Here is a 26,311-nt window from a genome sequence, read left to right as displayed (position 1 = left end):
CCCGCTTCGGCGGTGCTGGTACCGGACACCGTCAGGTCAGCTTTCGCTTCGGTCGCATTCAGGATGTCGTCAGCCGCCAGGGTGTTAATCGTTACGGACGGCGCGGTGGTATCCACGCTGTACTCGCGGCCCGCAGACGCGCTGTTGCCGTTGACGTTGGTGACGCTCACCTGCACGCTGGCATCGCCCTCTTTCAGACCGGCCAGGTCGGCAGACGGCACCGTCGCCGTCCATTTGCCGTCAGCATCCACCGACGCCGTATAGGTTTTACCGCCGAAGAGGATGCTGACGGTCTGATTCTCCTCCACGTTGGAGGTGGTGCCAGAGAGCACCAGGTCCGCGCCCTTCTCAGCCGCGTTAATCACATCATCCGTGGCAATGGCGTCAATCCCGATGGCGACCGCCGCAAGGTCCACCGTCACATTGTGGGTAATGGACACCGGCGTACCGGCGCTGTTCTGCCCCTCAACGGTGACAGCTACCGTGCCTGCCGCCAGCGCGCCAATATCGGCCGCCGGAATAGCCGCACTCCAGGTGCCGTCAGCCAGCACGGTGGCCGGATAGGTTTTATTATTTACCGTTACGGACAGAGCGGTCCCTGCCGCCAGTCCTTCGCTGGTGCCGGTCACGATCAGGTTCTGACCATGCTCGATGCTGTTGATCACATCGTCACCCGCCACGGTATCCACGCGCAGGCCCGGCAGGCTGGCGTCGATGGTGATATCGCGCTCGCCGGTGCCGCTGTTGCCCACGCCGTTAGTCACGCTGGCGGTGACGGTCAGTTCGCCGTTACCCAGTGCGGTTAACACGGACTGCGGGACGTTGACGGACCAGGTCAGGTCATCCTGCACCGTGGCGGTCAGGGTGTTACCGCCGAGGGTCACGGTGACGGTGTTGCCCGCTTCGGCATTCACCACGGTACCGCTGAGAGTCTGGCCGGTCGCCAGCTCCGCGGTATTGATAATATCGTCGCCAGCCACGGTGTTGATGGTGACACCCGGCAGGACAGACTCCACGTTCACGGTGTGAGTCACGCTGGTACTGTTGCCAACAGCATCGGTTGCAGACGCCGTGAGGGTGTAGATCGCTTCACCCAGTGCGCCGACCTGATCCGCCGGAACGGTAGCCGTCCACAGCCCGTTATCATCCACCGTTGCGCTGTAGGCTTTGCCGTTCAGCATCACGGTGACGATCGCGCCCGCCGCCAGACCTGACGCGGTGCCGGTGAGGGTGAGATCCTGCGTTTTCTCGGTGCTATTGATGACATCGTCGTCTGAAACGGTGTCAATGGTCAGCACCGGAGCGGTAAGGTTGACGGCCACGTCGTGCGTCGCACTGTTGCTGTTACCCGCTTTATCGGTCAGGGTCGCGGTGATGGTGTGATCCCCGGCGGCCAGAGCAGTGACGTCGGCCGCAGGCACTCCCACGCTCCAGTTGCCCGCGGCATCCAGCGTGGCGGTGTAAGATTTATTATTGATGGTGACGGTGACCACATCACCCGCTGCCGCGCCGGTGACAGACCCGGTGACAATCAACGCCTGCGCGTGCTCAACGCTGTTGATGACGTCGTCATCCGAAACGGTGTGAATGGTCAACTGCGGCACCGTGGTATCCACCAGCACGTCACGATCCACCGAGGCCGGGTTACCCGCTTTGTCGGATACCGCCGCGGTGATGGTGTAGTTTCCGTCGATAATGCCGCTCAGGTCGGTTGACGGTACGCTCAGGCTCCAGCTGCCATCCGCCTGCACGGTGGTGGTGTAATCCTTGCCGTTCAGCGTAACGGTCACGGTCTGACCCGCTTCCGCGTTCGTGATGCCGTTAACCACCAAATCCTGCTGCGCTTCAGACGCATTAATGATGTTGTTGTCGCTGACAATGTCGATAGTGACCGTCGGCGCGGTCGTATCCACGCTGTATTCACGGCCCGCTGACGCGCTGTTGCCGTTCACGTTGGTGACGCTCACCTGCACGCTGGCATCGCCCTCCTTCAGGCTGCCTAAATCAGCAGAAGGCACGGTAGCGGTCCAGTTACCGCTGGCATCCACGGTCGCGGTGTAAGACTTGCCGCCGAAGGTGATATACACGGTCTGGTTAGCTTCGACATGGGTGGTGGTACCCGACAGGACCAGATCAGTGCCTTTTTCCGCCGCGTTGATCACGTCGTCGGTGGCAATCGCGTTGACGCTGATCGCCACCGCGGCCAGATCGACCATGACGTCATGCGCAATCGTCACCGGGTTTCCTGCGGTGCTCTGACCCTCAACGGTTACCGTCACCTTGCCTGCGTTCAGCGCGCTGACGTCGGCGGCCGGGATCGCTGCCGCCCAGGTCCCGTCTGCCAGAACCGTCGCCGCATAGGTTTTACCATTGACGGTCACCGTCAACGCAGAGCCAGTTTTCAGCCCATCACTGGAGCCGCTAATAATCAGGTTTTGACCATGCTCGATGCTGTTAATCACATCGTCGCCCGCCACGGTATCGACCCGCAGACCCGGCAGGTTGGCATCAATGGTGATGTCGCGGCTGCCGGAGCCGGTATTGCCGTGACCGTTAGTGACGCTTGCCGTCACGGTCAAATCGCCGTTGCCAATGGCCTTTAAGACTTCAGGCGGCACATTGACCGACCAGCTCAGATCATCCTCAACGGTGGCGGTCCAGGTGTTGCCCCCCATTGAAATCGTGACAGTGTCACCACTTGCGGCACCGCTGACTTTTCCGCTCAGGGTCTGTCCCGCAGTCACTTCCGCCGCATTGATGACATCATCAATGGCGACAGCGTGAATGGTCACCACCGGTAGCGCACTGTCGACAAGTGCCTGATGGCTGGTGCTCGCGCTGTTGCCTGCGGTATCGGTCACGCTCGCGGTGACCGTGTAGTTCGCTTCGCCCAGCGTCGAGACGTTTGCTGCCGGTACCGTCACGCTCCAGTTGCCGCTGGCGTCAGTCGTGGCCGTGTAGTTAATGCCATTCAGGGTCACGACGATCGTGGTGCCGTCCGGCTGGTTGCTGGTGCCGGAGAGTTGCAGATCTTCGCCTTTCTCGATGGCATTGATCACATCATCGCCCGCAACGGTATTGATAGCGATAACCGGAGCGGTCAGGGAAACCGCAATCTCATGCGTCTGCGTGGTGCTGTTGCCCGCTTTGTCGGTGAGGGTCGCAGACATCGTATGGTCGCCATTGCCCAGCGCGCCCGCGTCAGCCGCCGGAATACCCATACTCCAGTTGCCGGACGCGTCCAGCATTGCGCTGTAATTTTTACCGTTCAGCGTCACGGTGATCACGTCGCCTGCCTGTGCCCCGGTGACTGTGCCAGAAACGATCAGCGCCTGACCGTGTTCAGCAATATTCAGAATGTCATCACCGGCAACGGTGTTGAAGGTGATCTGCGGCACGGTAGTGTCCACCAGCACAGACGCATCCGTGCTGGCCGGGTTACCGGCTTTATCCGACACGGCCGCCGTAACGACGGCAGTGCCGTCGGTGATACCGGCCAGATCGGCTGCCGGCACGTCAAGCGTCCAGCTGCCGTCAGCCTGTACCTGTGCGGTGTATTGATTGCCATTAAAGGTCACCGTGACCGTCTGCCCCGCTTCGGCAGTCGAGGTGCCGCTCAGGGTGAGATCCTGTGCCGCCTCTGCCGCATTGAGCATGTTGTCGTGACTGACCGTATTGATGGTGACCGTCGGCGCAGTGGTATCGACGCTGAATTCGTGTGACGAAGACGCCGGGTTGCCATTCACGTTGCTCACGCTCACCTGAACGCGGGCATCGCCCTCTTTCAGGCCGCTTACATCCGCAGCCGGAACGGTGTAAGCCCAGTTGCCATTCGCATCCACGGTGGTGGTGTAGTTTTTGCCACCAAAGGTGACCGTCACCGTCTGACCGGCTTCGACCCCAGACGTGGTGCCGGAGAGCGCCAGATCGTGTCCCTTCTCCGCCGCGTTCAGCACGTTATCAGGGGTCACGCTGTTAACGCTTATCGCGACCGGGGCGAGATCGACATCCACCACGGTCCCGATATTCACCGGGTTGGCGGAAGCATCCTGTGCGCGGGCTGTAATGTTGAGAGGACCGTCCGGCCACTGGCTGACATCCGCCGCAGGCACAGCCGCTTTCCAGGTTCCGTCGGCCAGGACCGTGGCGACGTACTCAATGTTGTTAATGGTCACGGTAACGGTGCTGCCCGCTGCCAGATCGGTGCTGGTACCGGAAACAATGAGATTCTGCCCGTGCTCGATGATATTGATAACATCGTCGCCCGCCACGGTATCAATACGCAGACCAGGCAACTGGGCGTCGATGGTGAAGTCCAGCGCGGCAGAACCGGTGTTTCCGTGCGCATTCGTCACGCTGGCCGTAACCGTCAACTCACCGTTACCGAGCGCGGTTAACTGGCTCTGGGTTAACGGCAGGCTCCAGGTAAGATCGTCCTGCACCGCAACGGTATACGTCTGGCCGCCCAGGGTAAGGGTGACAATGTCGCCTGCCGCCGCGTTGGCGACTTTCCCCGTCAGGGTCTGGCCTGCCGCCAGTTCCGCCGCGTTGATGATGTTATCGCCCGCCAGCGTGTTGAGCGTGACCACCGGCAGCGAGCTGTCTACCAGCACATCGTGCGTGGCCGACGCGCTGTTACCCACACTGTCCGTGACGCTCGCCGTCACCGTATAGTGCGCCTCGCCCAGCGCGCTTACTGCGGAGGCCGGTACGGTAACACGCCAGTTACCGCTGGCATCCGTAATGGCGGTGTAGTGAATGCCATTCAGGGCCACGGTGATCGAGGTGCCTTCTGGCTGGTTGCTGGTCCCGGAAAGCAGCAGATTTTCGCCTTTTTCGGTGGCGTTAATCACGTCGTCCGCCGCCAGAGTGTGAATACCTATCTGCGGCGTCACGGTATTAACCACCACCTCCAGCGTGCTGCTGCCGGTGTTGCCAGATTGATCGGTCACAGAGACCGTTATCGTCCAGGTTCCGTCCGCCAGGCCCTGTACCACAGACGCAGGCAGGCCGAGGCTCCAGTTGCCCGCCGCATCCACCACGGTGGTGTAATCCACGTTATTGATGGTCACCGTGACCCAATCACCCGCTGCCGCTCCGGTCACGGAGCCGCTGAGGACCTGCGCCTGGGTATGGGCAAGCTGGTTTATGGTATTGGTATCGGTGACAAAATCGTTAATGGTCACCTGCGGTACGGTGGCATCCACCAGCCCGACGCGATCCGTACTGCTGCTGTTACCTGCCACATCGCTCACGGTTGCCGTTACCGTGACGGTGCCATCGGCCAGTGCGCCGACGTCCGCAGCAGGTACTGTCAGTTGCCAGCTACCGTCATGTTGAACGGTAGTCTGGTAGGTTTTACCGTTCAGCGCGACGGTGACCGTCTGGCCCGCTTCCGCCGTGCTGCTACCGCTTAACACGATATCCTGCTGTGCTTCGGCGGCACTGATGATGTTGTCATCGGTCAGATTATTGATCGTGATGTCCGGAGGCAGCGTATCGACCGTCACCATGCGCGACGCATCGGCGCTGTTGCCGTTAACGTTCGTCACGCTGACGCTCACCTGCGCGCGGCCGTCAATCAACATTTCCATGGCGCTGGCCGGTACGGTCAGGCTCCAGGAGCCGTCCTGCTGCACCTGCGCGGTATAGGTCCGATCGGCGAATTTCACCACCACAGTCTGCCCGGCTTCCACGCCCTGCGTCTGGCCAGAGAGCGTGAGATCGCTGCCTTTTTCCGCCGCGTTCAGCCGGTCATCACCGGAGATGACATCAACAGTCACCGCCACGGCGTTCAGGTCGAGTTCGATCGGATGTTCAGCGGCAACGGCATTGCCCCACGCATCTTCTGCACTGACGTGCACCGCGATATGGCCCGGCGTCCAGGACTGGAGGTCGCTCGCCGGGACACCAATCTGCCAGCCACCGGTGGCGTTGACCACGGTGACATAGTCGACGTTATTGATGGTGACGGTGATCTGCGTGCCTGCGGCCAGATGGCTGCTGGAGCCGGTCACGGTAAGATCCTGATGCTGCTCAATGGCATTGATCACGTCATCACCGGAAAGGGTGTTAACGCGCAGACCCGGCAGCGCCGCGTTGATATTGATATCGCGCTCGCCGCTGCCCGTATTGCCGTGGCTGTTGGTGACTGACGCGGTAATGGTCAGGTCGCCGTCGCCGAATGCCCTGAGATCCGCAGACGGGATAGTGAGGTTCCAGGTCAGATCGCTACCCACGGTGGCGCTGTAATGCTTGCCGCCAACGGAAACAGACACCGTATCCCCTGCCGCTGCACCCGTGACACGACCGCTGATCGTTTGATCGGCGGCCACTTCGGCGTTATTCACCCGGTTGTCGCCGGCAAAGGTATTAATGACCACCTGTGGCAACACGGTATCAACCAGCAGTGTGGCCTCCGCTGAGCCGCTGTTGCCCACGCTGTCGGTACCGCTGACGCTGACGGTGTACAGCGTGTTCGCCAGTTGCAGGACGTCGGAAACCGGTACCTGAACTGACCAGCTCCCGTTCTCGACAACGGTTTGATAATTGACGTTGTTCAGCGTCACGGTGATGGCGCTGCCGTCTGGCAGCGTGCTGGTGCCGGTCAGGCTCAGCGGCTGCATAGCCTCCTGAGCATTGAGAACGTTATCCTGGCTGATGGCATGAACGGTAAATTCCGGTGGGTTACCGCTCAGCGTAATGCCGTGTGTGGCGCTGCCGGTATTGCCCGCGGCATCGGTAACGGAAACCGTAATGTTGTGGTTGCCTTCTCCCAGCAAGCCCACCACGGACGCAGGCACCCCCACGCTCCAGCTGCCGTCCGCCTGCACCACACCGGTGAAGGTCTGACCGCCAACGGTTACGCTCACGACATCCCCTGCTGCGGCGCCGCTCGCCGTACCGGAAATAATCTGCGCCTGGCCCTGCTCGCTGGTATTGAGGATATTGTCGTCAGCAACGGTGTTAATCGTCACGACCGGGGCGGCGGTATCCACGGTGAAATCGACGGTCGTGGAAGATCCGTTCCCCGCTTTATCGCTGACGTTCACCGTTAGCGTATGGTCGCCATTCGCCAGCGATTGCACCTCGCTGGCGGGAAGCGTAACGGACCACGTGCCGTTGCTCCCCACCGTGGCGGTATGATTTTTCCCGTTGAGCGTTACCGTCACAATCTGGCCGGCTTCCGCATCGGTTTTACCGGTGAGCGTCAGCGCCTGGTTGTGCTCAGCCGCGTTGATGACGTTGTCCTGCGCAATCGTATCAACAGAAAGCGCTGGCGCGTTGGTATCCACACCTATCGTCTGGCTGCCGCTCACGGTATTGCCCGCGGCGTCTTTACCGCTGACGTTCACCGTCCAGGTGCCGTCACCCAGCGCCTGCGCATCCGCGGCAGGCACGTTCACGCTCCATGCGCCGCCGGCCCCCACTTCCGCCGTGTAGGTTTTGCCGTTCAGCGTGACGGTAAGCCCGGTTCCCTGCGCCAGATTTTTGCTGGTGCCGGACAGCGTAAAGCCAGCGGAGTGTTCGCTGGCATTGATCACGTTGTCACCGGCCGTTGTCCCCAGCGTGATGCTGGCGTCAGCGGTAGAGATTGTGACGGTAATGCTGCCCGCCTGCGTCGTTTTGCTCCCGTCGATTTGCACGACAGACCAGGTATGTTCGCCGTCAGCCTGAGTCGGGAGTTTTACGGTCCAGGTACCCTCTTTCCCGACCATGGTGCTGGCAATGGTGCTTCCGCTGCTGTCTTTAACCTGAATGGTCGCGCCCGGCTGCCCGGTACCGCTAAAGGTTGGGGTGTTGTCGTCCGTGATCGCTTTTCCACTCAGCACACCCTGCTTATCACCCGCGTTGTCCGTCAGCAAAAAGGTCGGCGTCGCGCTTTCAACATCTTTGGTGTTGTCGATGACTTTGGTTTTGGTTTCGCCGTCACCCCCGTGCGCCAGCAGTGCGCCAATGGCACCGCCGCCCAACGCAGCGCCTGCAATCCATCCCCATGGCGCGTCATTGAGAACGCTTCCCTGCTCAAGGAAAGGCTCAATGCTGGCAACCGGCGTAGCCTGCGCGGTTAACTCGGTAACAGCAACGCCAGACGCTTCCCCGGCATCGGCAAAAGAAATATGCGTCAGTTCCTGCTGATCGTTGAAGACCAGTTCTGATTGATTATGGGTCTGTGGATCTTCAACAAAATAGTTATTGCAGCGAATAACGCTGCCGTCTTTCATATAAATAAGCAGGTCTTTACCCTGGCGAACATAACGCACAACATCCTGAGCAGAACCCTGAATTTCAATCACACTTGGCGAAGAAATAGAAACCGACAAATTACCCTCACCGGTTAATTTCGTTTTCTCGGCCGTTTTGCGAATGATGACATCAACAATTTTTACGTTACTCATTTTCCTCTCCTTGCAGGTGTCCGGATTCCTGTGGATATGTCCACCAAATGGATGTAGCTATCCCTGGGAAAAAGCACCCATTATTTTCTTACTTATTTCGCACAAAAAGACGCGTGTTTTTTAACTCAAATCAGGTAATTTTGCGGCAGCGTTTTTCTCTATGCCGATCAGCGGCATCAAATTATCAACGGCAGATGCGTAATTAATCGCCGAACTCCAGCCATCATATTCAGCCATTATTTTGGCTGAGGTGGCTTGCCAGACATCCTGTTCAACGCTGAGCAAATCGTTAATGCTCCGCTTGCTCAGGGTATATTCATTTCTGTAAACATCCCGGGCGCGTAACGCGCTTTCCAGCTGCAGCTTCCCCGCCTGCATTCTCCCCTGCGCGCCGGTCCAGTCAGCCTGCGCGACAGAGGCTTTTTGCAGGACATCGAACCGCGCCTGGTCAACCTGAGACGATGCCATGGCCCTTGCCCCTTCGGCCTGGCGAACGCGGGCTGAAACGGCCCCCCCCTGGTATAGCGGTGCGTCAATATTGAGCTGAATCTGGTCATCCCAGTAAGAACGGTTGTCGGACTCGTAGCGGGTGCGGCCTCCTTTCAGGCTTAACGTCGGCCAGTGCTGAGACTTTGCCGTTGCCACGCCATACTGAGCTGAACGCTCCATATTCTGCGCGGCCATGACCGCGGGAATGGACGAGTAATCAATGCGATTAAGCGAGTCTTGCTCAACGGCAAGCTTCGCCGGTACAGGTGAATAGCGCTCGGCCTCCATGCCAGTCAACACCGCAAGCCGTGCGCGGGCGCTGTTTAACGCCGCGTTATACTGCTCGACCGTGGCCTGCATACCGGCAATGCGCGTGCGCGTCTGAAGCTCGTCAGAGGTTGAGCTGACGCCTGCGTCGGCGCGGAGCTTGGCCAGTTGTTCAACGTTTTTGAGCGCCTGAACGTTCTCTTTGGCGGCCTGTAACAGGTCGGAATAGCGTTTAACTTCTACGTAGCTGAGCGCCGTTTTTTCCGCCACCGCAGACAAGGTGCTCATCAACTGGTAACGATAGCTATCGCGCTGCGCCGTGGACTGGTCGATGCTGTTGTTGGTCTTGCCAAAATCGTATACCAGCTGCGTCAGACTCAATCCCCAGGCCGCAGAATTGCGCAGCGAGCCGCTGGAATCGGTGGTCTGGCTATGGCCGGTGCTACCGTTTAACGATATTTGTGGCATCCAGCCGCTGCGTGCTTCATCTATTTGTGCCTGACCTATTCCCAGTTGCGCGGCCTGCTGGCTAATCGACGGATCGCGATCGATGGCAAAAAGAATACTCTCTTTTAATGTTGTCGCAGCAATCGGAGCAATCCCCACCTGGCGGCTATTCGCAGAGGCCGTATTAAAGGCTAGCGAAATTAATGCCAGGGCGACTGGAAATCTCAGCAACATATTATTTCGCATGATAGTCATTTTTATCTCCCTGACTCTGAATGACACTTAAATATTTACCCCTAAAGGGGTATAAATAATTCGACAAATATCTTACCTGGGTCCGAATAAATATTGGACAAACGCTCCCCAACCCCATTTCCATTGGAGATGAGAGCCGACCATATACTTATGACAATAAGAATTTACTTATTTCTATAACTGGTTTGCAGCATAACAAAATGCGCTATAGGCAACTACACCCACAATGTTAATGTGGTGTTACAGATAAGAAAAAAGATGGGGTTTCTGGACAAAACCTTAAAAAGGGGCTTTCAAATGAAACAAATAAAGTCTTTGTTATTTAAGTAAAATTTTAGAATCGCCGGATGCACATTTTTGCGTTAATTTCAGCATGCGTCAGACACAAAGATTTTCAAAGAAATGTCAGTTTAAGTAACCATAACGCCACATACAACATTAATATCTATGTATATAAATAAACACAGAATTTATTGCTATTTATTAATTTTATTAAAGCATTAATGGTTGCATATTGGTATCACAATGGTTATATCCGCCAGTGCGTTTAATAAAACACAACAATAACATTGCTGTTAACATTTGGAATGAATCACTCACACCGTATTAATAACATTTTAATAATAACCAATGTGAACAATACCGGACATTGATACTCACTGTCGATCAACACCCTTCCCTCTGCGGTAAAATGCTGTAATATGCAACTTATTGCGACATTTTGCGGGATTGATCCATGCACAAAACGGCCAGACAAAAATATGTGCTTGATATCATTAGTGAGCACGGGCAGGCCAGCATTACGGAACTGGCGGACAAACTGCAGGTCTCAGCGGACACCATCCGCCGGGATCTGACCGATCTCGAGAAACAGGGGCTGGCGCAAAAGAACCACGGCGGGGCAATTGCCCTGAATCTGTCGGCCATGAATCGTCAGGGGCGCAATACACTGCTGCCAGAAACCAAACAACGTCTTGGTAAACAGGTGGCGCAGGCTGTTCCGCCAGGTTCGACGCTGTTTCTGGATGCGGGGAGCACGGTAATGGCTGTCGCCTCGTTCCTGAAGGGACCGCTGACAATCATCACCACCTCGCTGGATATCGCGTGGCACTTCAGCGACCGTGACGATATCGAACTGATCCTGCTCGGCGGAAAATGGGATCACAAGCAGCGACTGTTTGCCGGCAGCGCCACCCTCTCCCTGCTGTCACGCTACCGCGCGGATATCGCCATTCTGGGAGCCTGTGCTATCCATGCTGAACTCGGTCTGAGCGCCGGAAAAGAGGCCGATGCCGAGGTCAAACGGGCGATGCTCGCGGCCAGCCATGAGCGCTGGATTGTCGCCGACCATCTGAAACTAAACCGCTGTGAACCGTATCTGGTCAGCGGATTATCCAACATCCAGCACCTCTTTTTAGATCGTCCCTGGCCTGAGCTTGGGGACCCTGGCGCAATGCACATTACGGTTTGCGCGAAATAACGTGGAGAAGGTCATGAGTAAAGAGAAGACAATCAACATTGCGCTGATCGGGTATGGATTTGTAGGCAAGACCTTCCATGCCCCGCTGATCCAGTCCGTGGACGGCCTTAAGCTGGCGGTGGTTTCGTCTCGTGATGAAGAGAAGGTTAAACGCGATCTTCCTGATGTTCAGGTGGTGGCAACCCCGGAAGAGGCAATTCAGCATCCCGATGTCGATCTGGTGGTGATTGCCTCCCCTAACGCCACCCACGCGCCGCTGGCAACGCTTGCCCTGAATTCAGGCAAACATGTGGTCGTGGATAAACCGTTCACGCTCGACATGCAGGAAGCCCGCGACCTGATTGCCCTGGCGCAAGAGAAGCAACGGCTGCTCTCCGTCTTCCATAACCGCCGCTGGGACAGCGACTTCCTCGGCATTAAGCAGATTATTGAGCAAGGAACCCTTGGCAAGGTCAAACACCTTGAGTCGCACATTGACCGTTTCCGCCCGGAAGTGCGCGTGCGCTGGAGAGAGCAAAACGTGCCCGGTAGCGGTCTGTGGTTTGATCTGGGGCCGCACCTGATTGACCAGACGCTGCAGCTCTTTGGACTGCCACAGTCGGTACAGGGCAATATCGCCACGCTGCGTGACGGCGCGGAAATTAACGACTGGGCACACGTGGTCTTAGATTATCCGCAACATAAAGTGATTTTGCACTGCAGCATGCTGGTGGCTGGCGGAACGGCACGTTTTACCGTTCACGGCGATAAAGGCAGCGTGGTGAAAGCCCGAATCGACCAACAGGAAGCGCAGCTGCTGGCGGGCGTGATCCCCGGCAGTGAGGCCTGGGGCGAGGACAGTGACAGCATGGTGTTCTTTGGTGCAAACGGTGAGCCGCAGACCGTTACCACGCCGAAAGGCGATCAGCGTCAGTACTACATCAACGTGCGTGATGCGCTACTCGGAAAAATCACCAATCCGGTTCATCCGGTCGAGGCGCTGGCGGTGATGGCGGTACTGGAAGCGGCCGTGAAATCCTCAGAGACGGGCACCACTCAGGCGCTGGAGTTAACCCCGGAAGAGCGCGCTCAACTGCAATAAAACGCTAAAAAAAAGCCCTGCAGACTGCTGCAGGGCTCGTTGTTATGAGTTACTTGCGTTTTTTTGGCATCATGCGCAGGAGGGTGTTGTCTTTCCAGAAATAGTGATGCATCAGCGCCGCCATCGCGTGCAGACCAATCACAACGTACCCCACGTTGGCCAGCGTCTCGTGCCACTCTTTCAGAACGTCGACCAGATCAAAATTCGATTCTGCCGCGTGCGGCATCACCAGACCAAAGGCTAACCAGTCAGTACCGCGGTTATACATCATGACAATACCAATCAGCGGCAACGCGATGAACAGTAGATACACCACCAGATGGCCAAGATGGGACAGTCCGGTCACCATCGGTTTTGGTTTCGGTTCAATCGGCGGTGCGCGGAATTTAAGGCGAACCACTAAACGCGTCACCATTAACACCAGTACAGAGATGCCGCACGAAACGTGGATCATGTTGATTACCGGCCGTGCGGTGCGTGGGAAGAAGCCTTTGAACTCCATCGCGCAGTAGGCGACGATGATTAACAAAAACACCAGCCAGTGGATAGCAATTTGCAGGCTTGTATATTTAGTACGCATGAGATTTCCTGATAAATAACCGATATCGCGCCAACATAATCCCCTTTCCTTAAAAATTCATTAATTTTTCTGTATGGTTTTTCAAATACTTCCCCTCGCATGAAGCTTCTTCAATTGCCGCCCTGTCCGTGATGGTCTAAGCCTGGATGAGTTCAAACTGTCGCAAAGACGCGTTCACAGGAGTACACCATGAGTAAAATTGGCATTAACGGATTTGGACGCATAGGACGCCTTGTCCTGCGTCGCCTTCTTGAAACCCAGGACAGCAACACCGTCGTCGCCATCAACGATCTCACCTCTCCCAAAGTGCTGGCCTACCTGCTCAGGCATGATTCCAACTACGGTGGCTTCCCGTGGAGCGTAGATTTCACCGAAGACGCCCTGATTGTTGACGGAAAAACTATCGCCGTGTACGCCGAAAAAGAGGCAAAACATATCCCGTGGAAAGCCGCGGGCGTGGATATCGTCGTGGAATGCACCGGCTTCTACACGTCGGCAGAAAAATCACAGGCACACCTCGAGGCCGGTGCCAAAAAAGTGCTGATCTCTGCCCCTGCCGGTGAGATGAAAACCATCGTGTATAACGTGAATGACGATACCATTGACGCCAGTGATACGATTATTTCCGTTGCTTCCTGTACCACCAACTGCCTCGCCCCACTGGCAAAAGCCCTGCACGATGCGTTTGAAATAAAAGTGGGCACCATGACAACCATTCACGCCTATACCGGCACGCAGGCGCTGGTGGATGGCCCGCGCGGGAAAGACCTTCGCGCCTCTCGCGCCGCGGCGGAGAATATCATTCCGCACACCACCGGGGCGGCCAAAGCCATCGGTCTGGTGATTCCGGCCCTCAGCGGCAAGCTGAAAGGCCACGCCCAGCGCGTACCGGTGAAAACCGGTTCAGTGACCGAGCTGGTCTCGATTCTGGGTAAAAAGGTCACCGTTGAGGAGATCAACGCCGCGCTGAAAAAAGCGACGCAGGGGAATAAATCTTTTGGTTATACCGATGAAGAGATTGTTTCGTCTGATGTGATTGGCTCTCACTTTGGTTCTGTCTTTGACGCCACACAGACCGAAGTATCAGAGGCTGGCGATCTGCAACTGGTGAAAACCGTCGCCTGGTATGACAACGAATACGGTTTCGTCACCCAGCTGGTGCGCACGCTGGACAAATTCGCCTCGCTGTAATGCCTGTCCCCTCTCCGCGGAGAGGGGAATACCGCAAACGGCCTCTGCTCAGAGAAGCGACCGGTGGTTCAGGGCATCCGTAAGCACAGGATCCTGCTTTAACCGTGCCCACGCTGCAGTCACCTCGTCGGGGAATTCAACGTGTGCAATAAAATCACGCCCGGCCGGGCCATAGCCGTTCATGTCATCACAGAGTCGCGGAAGCTCGCCTAAAATGAGCGAGAGATAGCGCTCTACCGGCCAGAGGTCAGCGCTCTCCCCGCTGAACACCAGCCCGTTTTCGCCATTTTTCAGCACCGGTGTATAGCCCGGGTGGCTGACCCACTGCGGCGAAGCAGACTCGTCACGGCACACGCGGGCAAAGGTTGCCATCGTGCGGCGCTGCATGGTCGGATCCTGCACGACCAGCACGCGCCCGGACGTCTGTTGATGCTGTTTGAGCATGTTCCAGCTAAAACGCGCGTTTTCTCCGCAGTTGGTTGATTGTTCGTCAACCCACACGCGCGCATCAGGGATCTGCCAGAACTGGCGGGCAATATCGGCCAGAATACGTGCTTCCGCTCGCCCCGTTACCGGGACAGTGTGATAACGCGGATGCTGAGCGATGGCTGCATACAAAAACGCGGTCGAATGGCCAATCCCTCCGCTAATCAGTAACGGAACGTCGTGTTCAGCGGCAATACGGCAGGCAGCGTCGATGGTCGGCATCACCGCGTTTCCGGCCAGAATAACCCTGTCAACCGCCGCCACGTCGCTGGTATCGCCCAAATCATCCTGTGCCAGCCACTGGCCGACCGTGTTGATTGCCGCCAGGGTTGACTCCGGCAGAAGGGGAAAATGCGTCTGAACCATGGTGATGTCCTCAGTTGCTCTGGTTCAGATTAACGACTTCAGATCGACAAAACAACGGCCTCCCGGGCCGCTCTTTTTCCTTAACCTGTTCTTCAACATTTGATTAACCTGCGAAAATCATATTCACTTGAATTATCATTTGCGGCAAACGTAGAATCGTTAGCCCACTCATTATTCAATTTTTTCTAAGGTAAAAGACGTTATGCGCCTGCCCGAACGCGACCCTTATGCTCCTCGCGAGTGGCAGCCTCATGAGAAACCCGCCCTGTTGGGTTCGCCCTCCACGCCAGAACACAGCACGCCAAAACGGATTGCCTACGGGGTTGTCGGTCTGCTGGTGTGCCTGACGGGGGCGCTGGGTAATGCGGTGGTCACCGCCAATCTGCAAAATCTGCAGGGGACCTTCGGGGCCTGGTCGACAGAAATCGCCTGGCTCCCGGCGGTGTATGTGATGACCAACATCTCCATCAACCTGCTGCTGGTGAAATTCCGCCAGCAGTATGGTTTGCGCGCCTTCACGGAAGGTTTTCTGGTGCTGTATGTGCTGGTCACCTTTTTCCACCTGTTTGTAAACGATCTCAGCTCCGCGCTGATGGTGCGTGCCGCACACGGGATGGTGGCCGCCGCGCTCAGCTCCCTCGGTATTTACTACCAGATACAGGCCTGGCCCGCGAAACACCGTCTGAAGGCACTGACCATCGGGATTACCGGGTCATCGCTCGCCATCCCCCTCGCCCGCCTCTTTTCGACCGAGCTGCTGCAGCTTGACGAGTGGCGCGGGCTTTACTTCTTTGAGCTCGGGCTGGCGCTCATTTCACTGGCCTGCGTGATAGCGTTGAAATTGCCTCCTGGCGACCGGCGCAAGGTCTTCGAGAAAAAAGACTTCATCACCTTCTTTTTACTGGCCCCGGGGATGGCGCTGCTCTGCGCGGTGCTCTCCTTAGGCCGTCTTTACTGGTGGTTTGAAGCGCCGTGGATCGGCTGGTCGCTGGCATTAGCGCTGGTATTAATCGTGTCTGCGATCGTGTTTGAACATAACCGTTCTAACCCGTTGCTGAATACCCGCTGGTTGTCGAGCGGCAGCATCGTGCGTCTCGGGCTCATTATGCTGCTGATCCGCATCGTGCTGGCGGAGCAAAACACCGGCGTTATCGGCTGGCTGCAGTATGTCGGCTTGCAGAATGAGCAGATGACCCACCTGGCGTGGTCTATTTTTGCCGGTATTGTCTGCGGGATTGTGACCAGTTGTTTGACCATCAAGCCCACAAAACTGGCGTGGCCGATCATTACCTCGCTGGCGCTTATGATTGTTGCCTCCCTGCTGGACAGCCAGTCGAACAACCTGACCCGCCCGGACCAGCTGATGCTAAGCCAGTTCCTGCTGGGCTTCGGCAGCGCCTTCTTCCTCGCGCCCGCCATGCTGGCCGCGATTGGCGGGGTTATCGCCGATCCGCGCAACCTGGTGAGCTTCTCGGTGATGTTTGGCATGAGCCAGAACCTCGGCGGCCTGCTCGGCTCTGCCATCCTGGGGACCTTCCAGACCTGGCGCGAGAAATACCACTCCAGCATGCTGGCCGATCAGCTCACAACCCTGAACCCGCTGGTGAATGACCGTATTCAGGCTTACACCGGGCTGTACCGGAGCCTGATTGGCGACAGCTCGCTGCTGGGCACCCAGGCCATCACCCAGCTGCAAACGGTTTCAACGCTTGAGGCAAATATTCTGGCTTATAACGATACTTATTTACTGACGGCGAGCATTGCCGCCGCCACCCTGGTCTGGATTTTATGGCGCTTGCTGCGCCTGCGACTGACTGCCCGTATGGCCCTGAAGAAGGCAACAGGCAACAAGTAATGAATATGAAGATGATTTCTCTGGAGATGTTATGAGTCAGCAGGATGCCGCTAAAGAGCAGGCCAACACCCGTAAAAATGTCCGTATCGTTTCGGTTTTCACCGCGGCGGCAATCGGTATTGTCGGCGTACTGGTGATCCTCTACGCCTGGCAGCTACCCCCGTTCACCCGCCACTCGCAGTTTACTGATAATGCCTACGTGCGCGGACAGACGACCTTTATCAGCCCGCAGGTTAACGGCTATATCACTGAGGTGAAGGTGCAGGATTTCGACCGGGTTAAAAAGGGCGAGCTGCTGCTGCAGATTGATGACCGTATCTACCGCCAGCGGGTGCATCAGGCCGAAGCGCAGCTGGCGATGAAGATTGCCGCCCTGAACAACAACCTGCAACAGCGCAAAAGCGCCGAAGCGGTGATCGCCAAAAACGAAGCGGCTCTGAAAAATGCCCGCGCCCAGAGTCTGAAATCCCAGGCAGATTTGAAGCGCGTAAAGGACCTGACGGCGGATGGTTCACTGTCTATCCGTGAGCGCGACGCCGCGCTGGCAAGCGCAGCCCAGGGCAGCGCCGACATTGACCAGGCGAAAGCCACGCTGGAAATGTCGCGCCAGGATCTGCAAACGGTGATCGTCAATCGCGGCGCGCTGGAGGCGGATGTGGAAAACGCCAAAGCGGCGCTGGAGCTGGCGCAAATTGACCTGCAAAACACGCGCATTGTGGCGCCTCGCGACGGCCAGCTTGGTCAGATCGCCGTTCGTCTGGGCGCTTACGTTACCGCCGGAACCCACCTCACCACCCTCGTGCCGCCTCAGCACTGGGTGATCGCCAATATTAAAGAGACGCAGCTGGCGGAGCTTCGGGTGGGTCAGCCGGTGAAATTCACCGTCGATGCATTAAATGATAAGGCCTATCAGGGCCGCGTGGAGAGCATCTCTCCGGCAACCGGCGTTGAGTTCAGCGCCATCACGCCGGATAACGCCACGGGTAACTTTGTCAAAATTGCCCAGCGTATTCCGGTGCGAATTGAAGTATTGGGTGACCAGGAAGCCTATCAGCTTCTGCGTCCGGGCATGTCGGTGCAGGTGACCATTGATACGCGGGAGGCGAAGCAATGACCCTTCGCCCGATAGCCGTTCTGATGATCATGACCGTGCTGGCCGGTTGCCAGTCGGTCGACGTGAAACCGGCGCAGCCGTCGCTGCACATCCCCACACAATGGCGAGCAACAGCAGGCCCGGCAAGCCCTGCAGAACAGCTCTGGTGGCGTAATTTCCACGACAATAATCTGAACCGCTATGTGGACCTGGCGCTTAAGAACAACAGCGACGTGCTGATTGCCCGCGAACGGATTAACGAGTATCAGGCGCGGGTCTACGCGGCCGACGGCAGCCTGTTTCCGTCGCTGGATGCTGGCGTCACGGGCACCCGCGCGCGGACTCAATCTGCTGCCACCGGTCTGCCGATCTACAGCAGCCTGTATAAAGGCAGCCTCACCGCCAGCTATGATGTCGATATCTGGGGCGTAAACCGCAGCACCGCGAATGCGGCTGAAGCCTCGCTGGACGCGCAGAAAGCCGCGGCGGCGGCGGCAGATCTTACCGTGGCATCCTCGGTCGCCTCCGGCTATATCACCCTGCTGTCCCTCGATGAACAGCTTCGCGTCACCCGCTCCACGCTGAAGTCCCGGGAAGAGGCATTCACTCTCGCTAAACGCCAGTTTGAAACGGGCTACAGTTCACGCCTGGAGCTGATGCAGTCCGACTCCGAACTGCGCTCCACGCGGGCGCAGGTTCCCCTGCTGCAGCATCAGATTGCACAGCAGGAGAACGCCCTGAGCCTGCTGCTGGGGAGCAACCCGGGCGAGGTCGCGCGCAGTGAAAGCTTCGCGGCCCTGACGCCCCTGGCATTGCCCTCGCAACTGCCCTCCTCGCTGCTTAATCGCCGTCCGGATATTGTGCAGGCTGAAAAGCAACTGGTTGCGGCTGATGCCTCGCTGGCTGCCTCACGCGCCAGCCTGCTGCCGTCGATCAACCTGACCGCAACCGGATCAATACAGGATCGCACGCTCTCCGGCTTACTCGACAACCCGCTGCAGCTCTGGAGCGTCGGCGGCAGCATTCTTGCTCCGCTGCTCAACCGCCAGGCGCTGAACGCACAGGTGGATATTTCGCAGTCCCAGCGCAACCAGGCGCTTTACAGTTATGAAAAAACCGTCCGTAACGCCTTTGCCGAGGTCAATAACAGTCTTGATGCCATCACGCGCTATCAGGAACAACTGACGGAGCTGCTTGCCCAACAAGATGTGGCGCAAGAGACGCTGCGCATAGCGCAAAACCGCTATCGCAACGGCTATTCGTCGTACCTGGATGTGCTGGATGCCCAGCGCACGCTGTTCTCGGTACAAACCAGCGTCGTGCAGGTCAAAAATAACCTGCTGCTGGCGCAGGTTGATTTGTACAGAGCACTGGGCGGAGGCTGGAGCAACGCGTGACCTGATACCCCACAGGCCCTCTCCGGCATGGAGGGGGCGAAAACCGGATCGCAGCGCAACCCGGTGTTTGCCACTCAGGAGTCAATCTATGCAACAACAGTGGTCTGCAGTCGATAATTACATGATCTCTTCACTCATTCCCGAGGATGATATCCTCCAGCGGGTGCTGGAAAACAACCAGCGAGCTGGTTTACCCGAACACGATGTCGCGGCCAATCAGGGGCAGCTGCTGGCGCTTTTTGTCCGCATGACGCAGGCACGGCGGATCCTTGAAATCGGCACGCTGGGCGCCTACAGCACTATCTGGATGGCGCGTGCGCTGCCACCTGACGGGAAGTTGATCACCCTCGAAGCGGACCCCATCCATGCCCGCGTTGCACGGCAGAATATCCAGCTGGCGGGGCTCAGCGATCGGATTGAGCTCATTGAAGGCCCGGCGCTGTACTCTCTTGAACACATCGGTGATATTCCGCCGTTCGACCTGATCTTTATCGATGCCGATAAGCCAAACAATCCGGGGTATCTGGAGTGGGCACTGTACTACTCGCGTCCGGGAACGCTGATCGTCGGGGATAATGTGGTTCGGGACGGCGAAGTGATTAACGCGCAAAGCGACGATGCCCGCGTACAGGGCGTCAGACGATTTATTGAGATGATCGGGGATAACCCGCGCCTGACGGCGACCGCGCTACAAACGGTGGGCAGTAAAGGATGGGATGGCTTTACCCTGGCCGTGGTGAATCGCTAAACGCAGATGCCCTCTCTCACAGAGAGAGGGCGAACACCCGACGTTACGCCGAAATCTGCTCCATTGCCTGCAAAATACGCTTATCCGAAATGGGATACGGCGTACCGAGCTGCTGGGCAAAGAAGCTGACGCGCAGCTCTTCGATCATCCAGCGGATCGCCTGCACGTCTTCATCGTCACGGCGCGCTGGCGGCAATTTGTTGAGCCACTGCTGCCATGCCTTCTGCACGCTTTCCACTTTCAGCATCTGCGCGCGGTCACGATGCGGATCGATAGCCATTTTCTCCAGACGTTTTTCGATCGCCTGCAGATAACGCAACGTATCGCCAAGGCGTTTGAAGCCGTTGCCGGTAACGAATCCACGGTACACTAACCCGGCCATTTGCGCTTTCACGTCCGACAGCCCCAGCGCCATGGTCATATCCACGCGCCCTTTCAGGCGTTTGTTGATATTGAACACGGTGGTGAGGATCTGCTCGACCTGTTTCGCAATGTCCACCACGGTGTCGTTCAGTTCTGCCCTGACTTTCTCATGCAGTACCGCAAACTCCGCTTCTGACCAGACCGGACCGCCCGCCTCGTGGATAAGCTTGTCCACACCACAGGAGATGCAGTCGTCAATCAGATCCAGCACTTTACCGTACGGGTTAAAGTAGAGGCCAAGCTTGGCTTTGTTCGGTAACTTCTCGTGCAGATATTTAATCGGTGACGGAATATTAAGCAGCAGCAAACGACGCAGACCACGCCACATCATCTGCTGTTGTTCCTGTGGATTATCAAAGAGTTTGATGGCCACGCTGTCACGCTCATCCACCAGTGCAGGCCAGGCCTTCACCCTGTAGTTGCCGCGTTTTTGCTCATAGCTTTCCGGAAGCGCGCCAAAGCTCCAGATGTGCAATCCGCTCTGCTCGATACCGTCATCAGCCACCGCAGAAAGCGTCTCCTGGACTTTGCCTTTCAGCGCCTCTTTCAGTTCGGTCAGCGATCGGCCTTCCTGCAGCTTTTTGTTTTTGTCGTCCACCACGCGGAAGCTGATTTTCAGGTGATCGGGCACCTGATCCCAGTGCCAGTCGTCGCGGTCGACGGTTACGCCCGTCATGCGCCTGAGCTCACGCTCCAGCGAATCCAGCAGCGGCAACTCCAGCGGCGTTACGCGGCCTAAAAACGCTTCGGCATAGTTTGGCGCAGGCACAAAGTTACGACGCACCGGTTTTGGCAGCGATTTGATCAGCGCAATCACCAGCTCGCGACGCAGCCCCGGAATTTGCCACTCGAATCCGCTCTCTTCGACCTGGTTTAACAACGGCAGCGGAATGTGTACGGTGACGCCATCCGCATCCGCGCCCGGCTCAAACTGATAGGTCAGACGCAGCTTGAGAGAGCCCTGATGCCAGAAGTTCGGGTAATCGAGTTTGCTGACGGACTCCGCCCCCTCTTTGATCAACATGCTCTTTTCAAAGTTGAGCAGGTCCGGGGTCTCTTTGCTGGCCTTCTTCCACCAGCTGTCGAAGTGGCGGGCAGAAATCACATCGTGGCTGATACGCTGGTCGTAAAACTCAAACAGCGCCTCGTCGTCGACCAGAATGTCGCGGCGACGGGATTTATGCTCAAGCTCTTCCACTTCGGCACGCAGTTTGAGGTTTTCACGGAAGAACGCATGACGCGTCTGCCAGTCGCCCTCCACCAGCGCGTGACGAATAAACAACTCGCGGCACAACGCGGGGTCTATCTGGCTGTAGTTAACCTTGCGCGCGCCAACCACCGGCAAACCGTAAACGGTCACTTTTTCGGTCGCCATCACCGCGCCCTGCGCGCGCTCCCAGTGCGGTTCACTGTATGAGCGCTTCAGCAGGTGCTGGGCAACAGGTTCAACCCATTCGGGATCAATGCGCGCCGCAATGCGGCCCCACAGGCGGCTGGTTTCCACCAGTTCGGCCACCATGGTCCATTTAGGCGGTTTCTTGAATAAACCGGACCCCGGGAAGATGGAGAAACGGGCGTTACGCGCCCCGGTATACTCCTGCTTGTCGGCATCCTTCATCCCGATATGGGAGAGCAGACCGGTCAGCAACGCAATGTGAATTTCGCGGTACTCCGCCGGTTCACTGTTAACCGGAATGCCCAGCTCTTTCACCACCTGACGCAGCTGCGTGTAGATATCCTGCCACTCGCGCACGCGCAGATAATTGAGGAAATCGACGCGGCACTGGCGGCGGAACTGGTTCGACGACAGCGCTTTCTGCTGCTCGCCGAGGTAGTTCCACAGGTTCACAAAGGCGAGGAAGTCGGACTCTTTATCGTGGAACCGACGGTGTTTTTCATCAGACGCCTGCTGCTTGTCCATCGGACGCTCGCGCGGATCCTGAATCGAGAGCGCGGAGGTAATGATCATCGCTTCACGCACACAGCCGTGTTTCTGTGCTTCCAGCACCATGCGCGCCAGACGCGGGTCAACCGGCAGCTGGCTGAGCTGACGACCCAGCGGCGTCAGTTTGTAGGCGCTAGCCTGCTCGTCGGTGGTGATGGCACCCAGCTCTTCCAGCAGGCGCACGCCGTCCTGAATGTTGCGCTTGTCCGGCGCTTCGACAAACGGGAACGCGGCGATGTCGCCAAGCCCTAGCGCAGTCATCTGCAGGATGACCGACGCCAGGTTGGTGCGCAGAATTTCCGGGTCAGTAAACTCCGGTCGCGACAGGAAATCGTCCTCGGAATAGAGGCGAATACAGATCCCTTCCGACACACGGCCGCAGCGGCCTTTACGCTGATTAGCGGAAGCCTGAGAAACCGGCTCAATTGGCAGGCGCTGCACTTTGGTGCGGTAGCTGTAGCGGCTGATACGCGCCGTACCCGGGTCAATCACATATTTGATGCCCGGCACGGTAAGCGAGGTTTCCGCCACGTTGGTGGCCAGCACAATACGACGTCCGCTGTGCGGCTGGAACACGCGGTTTTGTTCGCTGTTTGACAGGCGCGCATACAGCGGCAGAATTTCGGTATGGCGAAGATCGCGCTTGCTGAGGGCGTCAGCGGTATCGCGAATTTCCCGTTCGCCGCTCAGGAAAATCAGAATGTCGCCCGCGCTTTCATTTCCCAGCTCGTCGACGGCATCAAAGATGGCCTGCAGCTGGTCGCGCTCGGTATCGTCCGCGTCTTCCACTATCGGGCGATAGCGCACCTCCACCGGATACGTTCGGCCAGAGACCTCGATAATCGGCGCATTGTTGAAATGCTTTGAGAAACGCTCCGGATCGATGGTGGCGGAAGTGATGATAATTTTCAGGTCCGGGCGACGCGGTAACAGTTCTTTCAGATACCCGAGCAGGAAGTCGATATTCAGGCTGCGTTCGTGCGCTTCATCGATAATGATCGTGTCGTACTGCATCAGCAGACGATCCTGCTGGATTTCCGCCAGCAGAATACCGTCAGTCATCAGTTTGACCATGGTGTTATCGCTAACGTGGTCGCTGAATCGCACCTTATACCCAATGCAGCCACCGGGCTGCGTTTGCAGCTCTTCGGCAATACGGTTCGCCACGGTACGCGCCGCCAGACGACGCGGCTGGGTGTGACCAATCAGCCCTTTCACTCCACGCCCCAGCTCCATACAAATTTTCGGCAGCTGAGTGGTTTTCCCTGAACCGGTTTCCCCTGCAACAATCACCACCTGGTGGTCGCGCACGGCGTCAAGAATGTCCTGTTTTTTCTGACTGACCGGCAGGTTTTCCGGGTAGGTAATCTCCGGACGTGCGGCTTCGCGCAGCACGACTTTCCCTGCCGCCTGTTCAATCTCTTTCGCCATCTCCTGATAAATGGCCTGTTGTGCATCAGGATTTTTAACCTTCTTCACCCCGTGCAGACGGCGGGCAAACCGCTGTTTATCACGCAGCATCAGTGAATCAAGCTGTTGCAGGAGCATCGGGAAGGTTAATTTTTGTTGTTCTGTCATAGCGTTAACGGGCAGTGCACTGCCGGGTAAAATCTCTTTTTAATGATTGCTATAGAGTATCACATTGGCGCTTTGAGTGCCTTATTCAAAAAATTCGAACATAGACTTCGATATATTGCGCTATCCCTGCGACAGGATTGTGAATAGAGTGTCAACAAGCAACGGGGCAACCCCCTTCAATCAAATGCAAAAACAGGAATCACCCATGAGCAAAGTATTAGTATTGAAATCCAGTATTCTGGCAGGGTACTCACAGTCTGGTCAGCTCTCTGACTACTTCGTTGAACAGTGGCGTGAACAGCATTCTGCTGATGAAATCACCGTGCGTGACCTGGCTGCAAACCCGATTCCTGTGCTGGATGGCGAACTGGTTGGCGCGCTGCGTCCAAGCGACGCTCCCCTGACGCCACGTCAGCAGGAAGCCCTGGCCCTCTCTGACGAGCTGATTGCTGAACTGCAGGCGCACGACGTTATCGTGATCAACGCGCCAATGTACAACTTCAACATCCCTACTCAGCTGAAGAACTACTTCGACCTGGTTGCCCGTGCCGGCGTAACCTTCCGTTACACTGAAAACGGTCCTGAAGGTCTGGTGAAAGGTAAGCGTGCGATTGTACTGACCAGCCGTGGTGGTATTCACAAAGACACCCCAACTGACCTGGTTGCACCGTACCTGACTCTGTTCCTGGGCTTCATCGGTATCACCGACGTGAATTTCGTGTTTGCTGAAGGTATTGCCTACGGCCCGGAAGTTGCGACCAAAGCGCAGACCGACGCGAAAGCCGCTATCGACAGCCTCGTAGCCGCTTAATCATCCCCCTCTCACCGCCTGGTGGGAGGGTTTCTTTCTGTCCCCGCCGCTAAAAATTCGCTATCATCCGCACCCACTCTTCTGTCGGGCCGTCTGATGTCTGCGATTATAGATTCTTTTATTGCCCCACCGTGTCACGACGAGATCGAGATCCTCTGGCAGGACGAACATCTGGTCCTGATTAATAAGCCTTCCGGTCTGCTCAGCCTTTCAGGCAAAAATCCGCAAAACCGCGATTCCGTGCATTATCGACTGGTACAGACGTTTCCCGGCTGCACGCTGGTGCATCGTCTGGATTTCGGTACATCCGGGCTGATGGTGATTGCGCGCAATAAAGCGATTAACGCCGCCCTCTGTCACCAGTTTAGCCAGCGCGCCGTGCGAAAGGTATACAGCGCCCTGCTTTGCGGGCATGTGGAACACGACGAGGGCGTGATTGATGCCCCGATTGCTAAAGATCCGGCGCTGTTCCCGCTGATGTCGATTTGTGCGATTACCGGCAAGCCCGCACGCTCACGCTATCAGGTGATGGACCGGTTTTATGATGCGGCACTGCCGTTAACGCGGGTCAGACTGACCCCGGAGACCGGGCGAACCCACCAGCTGCGTATTCACTGCCAGCAGTTGGGCTACCCTATTTTAGGCTGCGATCTGTATGGTGGTCTTGCACTGCCGGGCACCGAACAGATACCACGGCTGATGCTGCACGCCAGCGAGCTGGATTTTGTGCATCCGGTGAGCGCAGAGGCAATTAACGCCCGTCACGCCGCACCGTTTTAAGCGCTGCTTACCACATCAAATCGTCAGGAATTTTGAAATCTGCGTACGGATCGTCTTCATCCTGCTCTTCCTGACTCAGGGCGCTGTTTAACACGATACTCTCGGCATCGCGCTGGGCGATTTTATCGGCCACCACTGCCGGGATAATCGCATAGTCGCAGTCGCCATTGGCATTAATCACCAGACGCGCAATCGCCAGGCGGCCATTGATCAGCTGGGCCTGCGTCTGCTTGTCGACCTCGATTTTTTTGATGAGATTGCCGTCGGTAAAGTTAAAGTCGATGGTGCCTCTGGTCACGGTGATGCGGTTCATTTCGATCAGCTGCTTGACCTGCGCTTTAAACTCTTTCGCCAGCGTCGCTTGCTTCTGTTGCTCGCTCAGCTGCTTGTCACGCTCGAGCTGCGCTTTTTTATTCTCTTCTACTGCTTCCCTTGCTTCACGGGCCTGAACGCGCGATTTCTTGGCCGTGCGCTGAACTTTAGCCATCTTCTTGCTGCTGACTAAGCCTGCTTTCAGCATCTGCTCTTGTAGGGTGAGTTTTGTCATGATCGTTTCTAAACCGTGTTGAAATTTTGGGGATTATACCTGGAAAGGCGCTGTTCATGAAGATAGCTCATGTTGCAGTGAAATTAAGTCACT

Annotated in this window: 15 protein-coding genes; 9 read left to right on the top strand and 6 right to left on the bottom strand. The window is 57.0% G+C overall.

Annotated elements, in window-relative coordinates; genetic code table 11:
* On the bottom strand, window positions 1-8,399 hold an 8,399-nt coding region (locus L462_RS16805; protein ID WP_032679678.1), incomplete at its 3' end, for an Ig-like domain-containing protein.
* A 120-nt stretch (window positions 8,400-8,519) separates the two neighbouring features.
* Window positions 8,520-9,857 carry a TolC family outer membrane protein gene (locus tag L462_RS16810; protein ID WP_020884207.1) on the bottom strand — a complete coding sequence of 446 codons (1,338 nt, stop codon included), beginning with the start codon at window positions 9,855-9,857 and terminating at the stop codon, window positions 8,520-8,522.
* A gap of 736 nt (window positions 9,858-10,593) precedes the next feature.
* Here L462_RS16810 and L462_RS16815 point away from each other — a divergent pair.
* Window positions 10,594-11,337 (top strand): DeoR/GlpR family DNA-binding transcription regulator, encoded by a 744-nt coding sequence (locus L462_RS16815; protein ID WP_020884208.1) that lies wholly within the window; start codon window positions 10,594-10,596, stop codon window positions 11,335-11,337.
* 13 nt (window positions 11,338-11,350) lie between these two features.
* On the top strand, window positions 11,351-12,418 hold the full coding sequence (locus L462_RS16820) for an oxidoreductase (protein ID WP_020884209.1): 1,068 nt from the start codon (window positions 11,351-11,353) through the stop codon (window positions 12,416-12,418).
* A gap of 49 nt (window positions 12,419-12,467) precedes the next feature.
* On the opposite strand, the gene cybB is transcribed toward L462_RS16820, so the two are convergent.
* Entirely contained in the window at window positions 12,468-12,998 is a 531-nt protein-coding gene (gene cybB / locus L462_RS16825) for a cytochrome b561 (RefSeq protein WP_032678116.1), read from the bottom strand.
* Between the two features lie 189 nt (window positions 12,999-13,187).
* Between cybB and gap the strand changes: the two genes are divergently transcribed.
* The gene (gap, locus tag L462_RS16830) at window positions 13,188-14,189 is read left to right on the top strand and encodes a type I glyceraldehyde-3-phosphate dehydrogenase (RefSeq protein ID WP_020884211.1); all 1,002 of its coding nucleotides are present in this window, start codon (window positions 13,188-13,190) and stop codon (window positions 14,187-14,189) included.
* A 48-nt stretch (window positions 14,190-14,237) separates the two neighbouring features.
* On the opposite strand, the gene L462_RS16835 is transcribed toward gap, so the two are convergent.
* Window positions 14,238-15,041 carry a YdcF family protein gene (locus L462_RS16835; protein ID WP_032678115.1) on the bottom strand — a complete coding sequence of 268 codons (804 nt, stop codon included), beginning with the start codon at window positions 15,039-15,041 and terminating at the stop codon, window positions 14,238-14,240.
* Window positions 15,042-15,243: 202 nt separating this feature from the next.
* Between L462_RS16835 and L462_RS16840 the strand changes: the two genes are divergently transcribed.
* The 4 genes from L462_RS16840 to L462_RS16855 all read left to right on the top strand — a co-directional run bounded on the left by L462_RS16840 (window position 15,244) and on the right by L462_RS16855 (window position 20,134).
* Window positions 15,244-16,896, top strand: a complete 1,653-nt coding sequence (locus L462_RS16840; RefSeq protein WP_014169975.1) for an MFS transporter — start codon at window positions 15,244-15,246, stop codon at window positions 16,894-16,896.
* 31 nt (window positions 16,897-16,927) lie between these two features.
* The gene (locus L462_RS16845) at window positions 16,928-18,010 is read left to right on the top strand and encodes an HlyD family secretion protein (RefSeq protein WP_014169974.1); all 1,083 of its coding nucleotides are present in this window, start codon (window positions 16,928-16,930) and stop codon (window positions 18,008-18,010) included.
* A complete protein-coding gene (locus L462_RS16850) occupies window positions 18,007-19,386 on the top strand; it encodes an efflux transporter outer membrane subunit (protein ID WP_032678114.1) in 1,380 nt (459 codons plus the stop codon). The genes L462_RS16845 and L462_RS16850 overlap by 4 nt, the downstream gene beginning before the upstream one ends.
* A gap of 88 nt (window positions 19,387-19,474) precedes the next feature.
* Window positions 19,475-20,134: an O-methyltransferase gene (locus L462_RS16855; RefSeq protein ID WP_020884214.1), complete on the top strand. Its 660-nt coding sequence runs from the start codon at window positions 19,475-19,477 to the stop codon at window positions 20,132-20,134.
* Window positions 20,135-20,177: 43 nt separating this feature from the next.
* Here L462_RS16855 and hrpA read toward each other — a convergent pair whose 3' ends face one another.
* On the bottom strand, window positions 20,178-24,080 hold the full coding sequence (gene hrpA, locus L462_RS16860) for an ATP-dependent RNA helicase HrpA (RefSeq protein WP_032678113.1): 3,903 nt from the start codon (window positions 24,078-24,080) through the stop codon (window positions 20,178-20,180).
* Between the two features lie 205 nt (window positions 24,081-24,285).
* Between hrpA and azoR the strand changes: the two genes are divergently transcribed.
* On the top strand, window positions 24,286-24,891 hold the full coding sequence (gene azoR, locus L462_RS16865; RefSeq protein ID WP_017693462.1) for an FMN-dependent NADH-azoreductase: 606 nt from the start codon (window positions 24,286-24,288) through the stop codon (window positions 24,889-24,891).
* A gap of 96 nt (window positions 24,892-24,987) precedes the next feature.
* Window positions 24,988-25,671, top strand: a complete 684-nt coding sequence (locus L462_RS16870; protein ID WP_032678112.1) for an RluA family pseudouridine synthase — start codon at window positions 24,988-24,990, stop codon at window positions 25,669-25,671.
* Window positions 25,672-25,678: 7 nt separating this feature from the next.
* Here L462_RS16870 and L462_RS16875 read toward each other — a convergent pair whose 3' ends face one another.
* On the bottom strand, window positions 25,679-26,218 hold the full coding sequence (locus tag L462_RS16875; RefSeq protein ID WP_032678111.1) for a DUF2058 domain-containing protein: 540 nt from the start codon (window positions 26,216-26,218) through the stop codon (window positions 25,679-25,681).
* Between the last annotated feature and the right edge of the window lie 93 nt (window positions 26,219-26,311).

The organism is Enterobacter sp. BIDMC 26 (genome assembly GCF_000534435.1).
GTDB lineage: Bacteria > Pseudomonadota > Gammaproteobacteria > Enterobacterales > Enterobacteriaceae > Enterobacter > Enterobacter ludwigii.
Note: the sequence above shows the minus strand (reverse complement) of the source record. Positions and strands in the feature narration are given on the sequence as shown.

What these genes read in the sequence shown, in the direction of transcription:
- L462_RS16850 (WP_032678114.1), top strand. Translation starts at nt 18,007, where the DNA reads ATGACCCTTCGCCCGATAGCCGTTCTGATGATCATGACCGTGCTGGCC.
- L462_RS16855 (WP_020884214.1), top strand. Translation starts at nt 19,475, where the DNA reads ATGCAACAACAGTGGTCTGCAGTCGATAATTACATGATCTCTTCACTC.
- cybB (WP_032678116.1), bottom strand. Translation starts at nt 12,998, where the DNA reads ATGCGTACTAAATATACAAGCCTGCAAATTGCTATCCACTGGCTGGTG.
- L462_RS16835 (WP_032678115.1), bottom strand. Translation starts at nt 15,041, where the DNA reads ATGGTTCAGACGCATTTTCCCCTTCTGCCGGAGTCAACCCTGGCGGCA.
- L462_RS16870 (WP_032678112.1), top strand. Translation starts at nt 24,988, where the DNA reads ATGTCTGCGATTATAGATTCTTTTATTGCCCCACCGTGTCACGACGAG.
- L462_RS16875 (WP_032678111.1), bottom strand. Translation starts at nt 26,218, where the DNA reads ATGACAAAACTCACCCTACAAGAGCAGATGCTGAAAGCAGGCTTAGTC.
- L462_RS16810 (WP_020884207.1), bottom strand. Translation starts at nt 9,857, where the DNA reads ATGACTATCATGCGAAATAATATGTTGCTGAGATTTCCAGTCGCCCTG.
- azoR (WP_017693462.1), top strand. Translation starts at nt 24,286, where the DNA reads ATGAGCAAAGTATTAGTATTGAAATCCAGTATTCTGGCAGGGTACTCA.
- L462_RS16815 (WP_020884208.1), top strand. Translation starts at nt 10,594, where the DNA reads ATGCACAAAACGGCCAGACAAAAATATGTGCTTGATATCATTAGTGAG.
- L462_RS16820 (WP_020884209.1), top strand. Translation starts at nt 11,351, where the DNA reads ATGAGTAAAGAGAAGACAATCAACATTGCGCTGATCGGGTATGGATTT.
- hrpA (WP_032678113.1), bottom strand. Translation starts at nt 24,080, where the DNA reads ATGACAGAACAACAAAAATTAACCTTCCCGATGCTCCTGCAACAGCTT.
- gap (WP_020884211.1), top strand. Translation starts at nt 13,188, where the DNA reads ATGAGTAAAATTGGCATTAACGGATTTGGACGCATAGGACGCCTTGTC.
- L462_RS16840 (WP_014169975.1), top strand. Translation starts at nt 15,244, where the DNA reads ATGCGCCTGCCCGAACGCGACCCTTATGCTCCTCGCGAGTGGCAGCCT.
- L462_RS16845 (WP_014169974.1), top strand. Translation starts at nt 16,928, where the DNA reads ATGAGTCAGCAGGATGCCGCTAAAGAGCAGGCCAACACCCGTAAAAAT.